Source organism: Calothrix rhizosoleniae SC01, assembly GCF_900185595.1.
GTDB lineage: Bacteria > Cyanobacteriota > Cyanobacteriia > Cyanobacteriales > Nostocaceae > Calothrix_A > Calothrix_A rhizosoleniae.
This window is the reverse complement of sequence record NZ_FYBH01000352.1, coordinates 1-8,251: the sequence shown is the minus strand read 5'-3', so window position 1 is coordinate 8,251 and position 8,251 is coordinate 1. Positions and strand designations below refer to the sequence as shown.

Genomic DNA, 8,251 nt, shown 5'->3' with positions numbered 1-8,251 from the left:
AGAGGAAAACTTTTCGATATTTTCAAAATACTTGTATGGTAAGGGTTTTCGGAAATTCAGCTTTATAGTGATAAGCCTAACGGCATAGCTTCGCTTACCGCTAATTTTATAATTAGCGGTAATCGCCAAATCATAGCCTATTGATACCATTCTCAAGTAATGCTCCCGTTCTTATCTAAGGTGCGGTTACCTTTGGGAGTCTCGCTGAATGCACTCATATTCACTGAATGTCTGAAAGCCTTGTTTTAACTGGATTACAAAAATACCAAGCTTGTTAATTGAACCTGCGGAATGTGGGTTTTAAAGATATAGCGCTACACGCAAGTAAAAAGGCGTTGCTGTTAGCGCAGTTTGACGGAACGCCATATACTGGGAGATTGAGTTTGACACGGGGACAGGGAGATACGGAGACACAGGGATTATGGTTGCTCCTCTCTGATAAAATCATCCCGCAATTATGCAAGACCCAAAAACCTGTAAATTAGAAGCCATTGAATATTATGTTGAAAACAACAGCTGATGCTGTGATTAAATCCATGTATGAAGCTATTAATCGTCGGGATATCACAGCAGCAATGGAATTTATCGATGATAACTGCGTTTACCAGGATTTGAATTTTCCCCAGCTTTTCCAAGGTAAACAAGCGGTTCAGCAGTTATTGGAAGAATCCTGCAAAGGTATACCCGATGACCTGCTGTTTGTCATTGACGATATTAGCACTGGAGATGACTTAGCAGTTGGGGTATTGTGGCATGTGGAACTAGATGGTATTCCTTTTCCCAATGGAAGGGGCGTGAGTTTCTATCGCTTGTCGGCAACTACAGGTAAATTAGAATTTGCCAGGGATATTGTTGAACCCCCCATCAAACCAGGGAAAAAGGCTTTCTTGATTATCCGCTTAGTAACTCCCTTGGTACGGCGATTTTTGCACTCACCGACAGGACATTCAGCACCTCCTAACCTCTGGCTTTCCACACTTTTATGGGTACTTGCAGCAATTTACCTTTATGCTCTCATTCTTTCACCACCTGGACAAATTATTCCAGGGGAACCAGTTTGGGCTATTCGTCCGGAAACCTTGCAGGAAATTATCAACGAGTCCCTGAATTTCTTCTTAGTTCTCCCGATTTTAAACCTGCTGGGAATTACATACATGGAAGCACCCATAGTCCATCCCGCATCAGAAGCATTATTTAACTTGGCGGAAGCCTGGATTTTTATGTTTCTTCCCTTGCTATTAGCAGATCCTCGGGGGCGTAATCTTCCGAAAGTAGGGATTTGGGGTATGGCGATGTTCCTCACCAATGTTTTTCTCATTCCTTATATGGCGTTACGCTTAAATACACCTTTACCAGAGGAGAGAGACTATAAGAAATACTTCCTGGCACGTATATTTGGCTGGATAGGTCTTATCGTAGGCAGTATAGCTATTTTCTGGGGTTTTGTGGGTAGACCAGAATTTGGAGATTTAGCTTCCAGGGGACATTATTTTCTCTCGCAAATTACCACAAACCGAGTGGCGATCGCTTTTTGTGTTGATTTAACCCTCTTTTATATCTTCCAGGTTGTATTGTTGGGAACTGTAATTTCTCAAGGTAGTAAAACTCGCTGGTTGCGATTTGTTCCTTTTTGGGGACTTGCGGTTTCTTTAATCAAAAATGGTGAATGATAGATGTTGAACCCATTACTAATTAATAATAAATCCTGGCTACAGATAATTCTCCCCCTGCTCCCTGCTCCCTAATCCCTGCTCCCTGCTCCCTGCTCCCTGCTCCCTACTCCCTGCTGTCCATGTGTAGCTTGATTTTGGAGAATTGGTATAATTGGCATGATTCACGTAGTACCAAAACCGCCTAAAGATGTGCTTTGACTGATTTGTACTGCCGACTGGGAAAATACCTGAAAGGCTTGGCGAATTTCCTTCTGGCTATTTCCAGGGGTAAGAATCCATTCATCCCGAATCCCCATTTCTTGGAATACTTGGCGAAAATCTGTTTGTCCGCCATCATCAATGCCCATACCAGCAACAATGTGATTCTCTGCTTGTAGCATATCATCAACCAGCGATCGCACTGTTTTGGCTTTGGCTGTGCGAGAATGCATATCAGCCCCATCGGTAATTATTAAGGTAACGGTACGCACGGGTACACCATTATCTGCAAATTCCTGTGCTTTTGCCAATACAGTCCCCAGTAACACCACGGTTTGGTCATAAAGAGGTGTTCCTTGTTTGGGATTATAATTTTTCCCATCCATTCGCACTGCTTGGGTAACTGGACAATAGGGATAAAGAACAGAGCCATTAAGATAACGATTGTGTACGAGGATGCTATCTTTTTGATTGCAGTTAACTAGAGCATCAATAATAGTATTGTGTCCAGCCCTGACAACAGCTGCATTACCTCCATAGTCAATTGAGCTAGAGTCATCAGGCATAATAGTCACAAGTACTACCTCACTCGCCATTACGTCATCTACATCAATGCCTAAACCTGCTTGAATTTGTGCCCCAATATCAAATACATTCAAAGCTTGCAGAGAATTATTAGACAGCAAACCTTCTGATTGGGCAGATTGAAAGAGTTGATTTATATCTGGTACTTGAGTCATAACAATTTTGGATTTTAGATTTTGGATTTTGAACAATAGATTTCCTGGTGAGGATTTAGAATATTTCTAAGTAATAATTCGTATGATTGGCGTAAACAACATATAGCACTACAGAATTCAATTAGGACATTGTTGAAGCACCAAACCTATGAACAGTAAACTTATTACTCCTTCGGAGTTCGCCATTTGCTTTATGCCGGGGAACCCGTCCACCGCAATGGCTCACTTATTACTTATTACTTATTAATTGTGCGCAGCGCTATATACCAGCCCAAGACTCAATTGCCTTTGTGGACTTCACTACATGCATTCCTGCATCAGCAAAACGTTGAAACGCAGCATTTGCTTGGTCAGTAAAATCGACTACACCGGGCACAACCACCGGAGAAGTACAATCTTCCAATAAATAGACCTTTTTTGCCAATTTTGGATCTTGAGCTTGAATTTCCGTCAATAAATCATCAATTGTCCAAGCAACGCAGTGACTCTTCGCCTGTCCCGCAATAATCACCGCATCAAACTCCAAAAGCTTCTGAATAAAACGGCTATTTTTCTGGGCAATAGGACGACCACTGGCATCATCTAATACCTCTGGACGCAATACAGAATAATTTTCTGTCAGGGGATTACCACCCTTAATCTCAAAATTAGTTTGACTATGGCGAGCGATCGCATGGAAAAAACAAGCTTCTTCTACGGCTGAAACTAAAGCGTGACCGATACCACCCAACATAGCATGATAGGGCCAGATAGTCAGGGGATATTTACCCTCATCACTCAAACGTTGGACATAATGGAGAACAAAGGATTGCAACCCCATATAATTACCCCGAGCTAGACTATAAGCAACACCGGGATTCACCTTCCACAATCCTTGTTGCACATCAGCTAAAGAAATCATTGTCATTGGTGCAGGATGCTTTCCACCATCATTAATCCAGAACATGGGGTGAAATATCTGCATGGAAGTATGAGTGTCCATCGTTGGCGCAATCTCTGTAATTACGCTGAGATTCTGATAAATAAACTCACATAATCTGACATTATCTTCCACCGCACCCATACCTGAACTACCACCCACAAACAGTTCAAAATCAGGAATGCAGAAAGTATTTTGCACATCAATCGCCATCAAACATACACGGGTTTTATCCTTTCCAGCAGGCATAATCCCGTGACGTTTTGCCCAATTTTGCGCCTGTTGTGCCCTATCTTGGTAAGGTACGCGCCACACCTCACCCACACGGGAACCATTGAAAAAGTTAGGAATAGGAAACTTAGTAACTTGAGTAGTCATAAAATATCTCCTAAAAATAGTTGATAGTTGATAGTTGTTAGTTGGTGGTTGGTAGTTGATAGTTGGTAGTTGGTAGTATTGGGAAACTTACTTATTACTTATTACTTCTTTAAAAAATAAACCTCCTGAGAACTCACCAGATACAAACCTTGTGGTGCAGCTAAAAGCCGGGAGCTACCATCAACAAAAGGCTCAGTATCAGCAAACACCTTAGTTTGTAACAATTTTCCTTGTTGTATTTCAATTCGGATAATCCCCTCATCAGTCGCCGCCAACAGAAAATTATTCACCACACAGTAGGGAGATTGATTTGCAGCACCACCCTTACCCAAAACAGCTAACCAATGTTCCTCACCTTCATTTACCTGACTGCTAGCAATGACAGAACCATCGGACTTAACCACAACACAACGGTAACAAATCTTTCCTTGTTCCTGATTAGTTAAGAACAACCAGGCATAATCTGGACTAAAACTACAATGGGCATGAATCAACTGTCCTTGCCAATGTGGTAACTTGACTCTATCATTGATCCCCGGCTTGCGAACATCAAAGACAAAAGCAATATTTAAATTACCTGCACGGTAGAAACCAAAACCAAAATTAGTCCCCACCCAAAATTGGGTTTGTGCTGGTAAAACTTTCCCAATACAGACATCACCCAAATTGCCATCATGATTTAAGTAACCATGATTAATCCAATAACAATTAGATTGATTAGTATCAAAAACTACTTTTATTCTATCGACAGCCCGCCTGGAAAGAGGCTTGTAGGGATGAAAACCTATCACCTGACCCTGATATCCTAAAAAGGTAGTTTTGCCTTGAATCCGCCATTGAAGGTCAGGATTTGACTCACCTTGCAACACCACTGAGCTATCTTCCCGATGGAATTGTCCTCGATGGTAATACAGCCAGTAAAGTTTTCCTTGCTCCACAGCAGTACAGAGAATCACACCCTCAGTATTAAATAATCGGGTAGCTGTCACCTTATCCCGCACCACAGTTATAGATTTAATCGCGGTGGGTGCTCCTTGATGACAGTATGGACAGGTGGGACGAGCGTGTTCTTTCCCGCAATTAATACATTCAGTCCAATGGAGATTATCTAATAATTGTGGGGGAAATTCCCCTCGCAAATCCTGCTCAAATACTTGATGGAAGTATTGTAGCAATTCATCCGGTAGGACTTTGTAAGGAATTGCTGGTTTGGGATAGCGCACCTCTGGGTGAAAAATAGTAATTCGATGCAGAGGACGAGCAGCATGGGGTATTTTCTGACTTTTCTGTTGCGGTTTGTACACACCTCCATAGGGATCTACAAATAGTAAATTTTGCAAGAGCATAATGGCAAAGGCATACCAATCAGAGTTATGATTATGCTGTAAGTGCAATATTGGTTGGCTCCCTTGAGAGTTGCACAGCAAAGGATCGACAAATCTGGTTGTAAATAGTTGACAAGGGAAATTAGCAAACTGGAAGGAATCAGTATCTATTAAATAAGCTTCTGTTCCTTTTACTAAGACATTCAGGTCATTAAAATCACCAATTACTATACCTGCAAAGTGCAGTTTATCAACCGTGTGATGCAAATCTTGAAAAATCTGAACTACGGTTTGATGACTTACCCCTGCTTGACGAAAACTACGTTCTCTATATTTAAGCAATACCTCCGCACCTTGAATTAAGGGCATAGTATAACCAACAATTTTGTTTCCAGACTTATCAGTGGCTAAATCTGTGGGTGCGATCGCTCTTTGTGGTAAGTTACTAGGAAAGGCTCGCAGTTTGTGTTGGTGAATTTTTAGCCGTTGTTCTGCTGCTTGTTGTTCCTGGGGTAATCCTTGGTAATCGGCATGGTGGGGAGATTTAAATAGTTTTAGCACCTTACCTTTACCAATATCAAAAACATCAGCCTCTCCCCCTTTCCCAATCGCATTCTGGGGTTTTACACGAATGGGTTTGCCATTTATATAAACTTCCATGATGGAATTTTAGATTTTAGATTTTAGATTTTAGATTTTAGATTTTAGATTGGTAACTGAGCCTGTCGAAGTTTAGATTTTGGACTTTAGATTTTAGATTAGTAATTAATATTTCTCCATCACTACTTCCCTCCTTCCCTCCTTCCCTCCATCACTCCTTCCTCTTCCCGATTACGTATAACTACTAGTGTGGTATCGTCGGGGAGTAACCCATTTTGCTTTTTTAAATACCTTGTTTCCCAATCAGGTTTAATGCTGGTATGGTTAATTAAAGCTAAACGACGGGTTAAAAAATAGGGATTATCAAAATAATTATCATCCTCCCAATATTGAGCTATTTCTCCCACTCTGTCAGACTTACCCGGTAGAAATCTATCTGCTACAGCTATCAAATCCTCCACCCCATCCGTACCAATCAAAATTGATTGCACTTCTGGTGTTGGTAACTGACGATGTACGCAGAATTGACAATCTACTAGTTTCATATGTGATAAAATATCTGATATTAATCCATAACCTAAATAGGGAGGAGCATTGTCAGGGAAATGTGGTATGGGAATTACCTCCCCATTCAGAGCGAATACCCCATCACCAATGGCAAACAAAGCCGTCTCTTGGGGAAAAATTACTGCACCGATAATGGTAAATAATAGATACTCCTTCACTACTTGCACCAACTCCCTACCCAGGCTGACAGCTATCATCCCTAAACTATGTAATAAGTCTTGATGAACTCCCTGCCAAAATTCAGTAGATAATCTATCCTGGGATAAATTCCTCAAAATAGCTTCTACCACCAACCGAGCGCCTATTTTCGCCCCTACCTCACTGTGAGTACCGCTACCACAACCATCACAAACAACGGCGATGGTAGCTGACTCAAAATTTACCCAGTAATAAGCATCTTGGTTATTTTTACTTAAACGCAGATGTTCTCTACCAATAATAGAGCCTCCTGCTAGTTCAAATTTATCCTGCATTGTGAGATAGTGTTTATATAACACTAATAATAGTGTCAAAAGTACACGATGTCAAGGAGAATTTAGAACTTAGAATTTACGTTTAATGTGAATTAAGTGCTGAAAGCATTGTAATTAGGTTGATAATGCCAAAACCATGATTTTGGAAAAATCTCAAAACCCTTCTGGGAAAAGAGGTATTTTTAATTCACATCAGGCGTAATATGTGATTTACCTCAGATGTAATCTAATACTCAAAGGGTAATTAAAACTTATTTTCCCCTAACCTCTGACCCCTAAAACCTAACCCCAGTCCTAATTCTATCCTTGTTGTCACCCGTTAAGCCCATGTTCTATTCTTACCAATATTCTCGACCAGCATTGACTGTAGATTGTGTTATTTTTGGTTTGGATGGAGAAAATACGTTGAAAGTGATGCTTATCAAGCGCAAACTTCCAACTTTTGAGGGAGAATGGGCACTTCCTGGGGGATTTGTGCGAATTGAAGAGTCTGTAGATGCAGCTGCGAAGCGGGAATTAAAAGAAGAAACAGGGATTGAGAATGTGTTTTTGGAACAGCTTTATACCTTTGGTGAGGTAGAAAGAGATCCTCGGGAAAGGGTAGTCACCGTTGCTTACTATGCCTTAATTAATCTGCAAGACTATGCCATCCATGCTGATACTGATGCTAGTGACGCTCAATGGTTTGCAACAGATAGTTTACCACCCCTAGCTTTCGATCATGGGCAGATTGTGCAAATTGCGATCGCACGTCTTCAAGGTAAAGTAAAATATGAACCTATAGGCTTTGAGTTGTTGCCACAAAAATTCACCCTTTCCCAGTTACAAAAGCTGTATGAAACGGTTTTGGGACAGGCTTTAGATAAGCGTAATTTTCGGAAGAAAATCTTGAGAATGGATTTGTTGGTAGAACTGGATGAAATGCAAACTGGTGTAGCTCATCGTGCAGCAAGGCTTTATCAGTTTGACGAACAGAAGTATCAACAGCTCAGAGAAAAGGGTTTTAACTTTGAGATTTAACTAGAGTTGCGGGGTGAGTGAAAAAGACTTTTTCGCAGTATTTCTCTAACTGGTAAGGCATATATTTGATGCTGAAAGGCTTGGCAATTCTTGCTGCTAATATACCTCATTATTTGCATGGGAACCGTTGCGTTGTATTACTTATTCCCTATATTTTTTATTACCCAGGTAATAAAAATTTGATCATTTTGATCAGACAAATCCAAACTTTTGTTTAATTTATCACATCAATCTCAATTTTTAAGATAAAAAGGTTGCAATCGTGGACTTTCGATTATTATGTGAGGATTTTAGGATGTTTTGGTTAAGCCATAATTGGATTGTGACTGATATATTTGCCCAAACTTACGGGAATACT

General features: G+C 40.7%; 6 protein-coding genes. 2 read left to right on the top strand and 4 right to left on the bottom strand.

Annotation, left to right across the window (positions count from 1 at the left end):
- The first annotated feature begins 500 nt into the window (after positions 1-500).
- On the top strand, positions 501-1,670 hold the full coding sequence (locus CALSC_RS21585) for a nuclear transport factor 2 family protein (protein WP_088243323.1): 1,170 nt from the start codon (positions 501-503) through the stop codon (positions 1,668-1,670).
- A 164-nt stretch (positions 1,671-1,834) separates the two neighbouring features.
- Here CALSC_RS21585 and CALSC_RS21580 read toward each other — a convergent pair whose 3' ends face one another.
- The 4 genes from CALSC_RS21580 to CALSC_RS21565 form a co-directional block, all read right to left on the bottom strand.
- Complete coding sequence (locus CALSC_RS21580) at positions 1,835-2,611, bottom strand: hypothetical protein (protein ID WP_088243322.1); 777 nt, start codon at positions 2,609-2,611, stop codon at positions 1,835-1,837.
- Positions 2,612-2,870: 259 nt separating this feature from the next.
- A complete protein-coding gene (locus CALSC_RS21575; protein ID WP_088243321.1) occupies positions 2,871-3,908 on the bottom strand; it encodes a cysteine hydrolase family protein in 1,038 nt (345 codons plus the stop codon).
- Positions 3,909-4,009: 101 nt separating this feature from the next.
- Positions 4,010-5,893, bottom strand: coding sequence for a hypothetical protein (locus CALSC_RS21570; RefSeq protein ID WP_088243320.1), 1,884 nt, complete (start codon positions 5,891-5,893; stop codon positions 4,010-4,012).
- A gap of 122 nt (positions 5,894-6,015) precedes the next feature.
- On the bottom strand, positions 6,016-6,873 hold the full coding sequence (locus tag CALSC_RS21565; RefSeq protein ID WP_088243319.1) for a protein phosphatase 2C domain-containing protein: 858 nt from the start codon (positions 6,871-6,873) through the stop codon (positions 6,016-6,018).
- Between the two features lie 327 nt (positions 6,874-7,200).
- Between CALSC_RS21565 and CALSC_RS21560 the strand changes: the two genes are divergently transcribed.
- A complete protein-coding gene (locus CALSC_RS21560) occupies positions 7,201-7,893 on the top strand; it encodes an NUDIX hydrolase (RefSeq protein WP_088243318.1) in 693 nt (230 codons plus the stop codon).
- Positions 7,894-8,251 lie beyond the last annotated feature (358 nt).

Bases quoted from the DNA above. Each gene is read 5' to 3' on its own strand.
- CALSC_RS21570 (WP_088243320.1), bottom strand. From the start codon at position 5,893: ATGGAAGTTTATATAAATGGCAAACCCATTCGTGTAAAACCCCAGAAT.
- CALSC_RS21565 (WP_088243319.1), bottom strand. From the start codon at position 6,873: ATGCAGGATAAATTTGAACTAGCAGGAGGCTCTATTATTGGTAGAGAA.
- CALSC_RS21585 (WP_088243323.1), top strand. From the start codon at position 501: ATGTTGAAAACAACAGCTGATGCTGTGATTAAATCCATGTATGAAGCT.
- CALSC_RS21580 (WP_088243322.1), bottom strand. From the start codon at position 2,611: ATGACTCAAGTACCAGATATAAATCAACTCTTTCAATCTGCCCAATCA.
- CALSC_RS21575 (WP_088243321.1), bottom strand. From the start codon at position 3,908: ATGACTACTCAAGTTACTAAGTTTCCTATTCCTAACTTTTTCAATGGT.
- CALSC_RS21560 (WP_088243318.1), top strand. From the start codon at position 7,201: ATGTTCTATTCTTACCAATATTCTCGACCAGCATTGACTGTAGATTGT.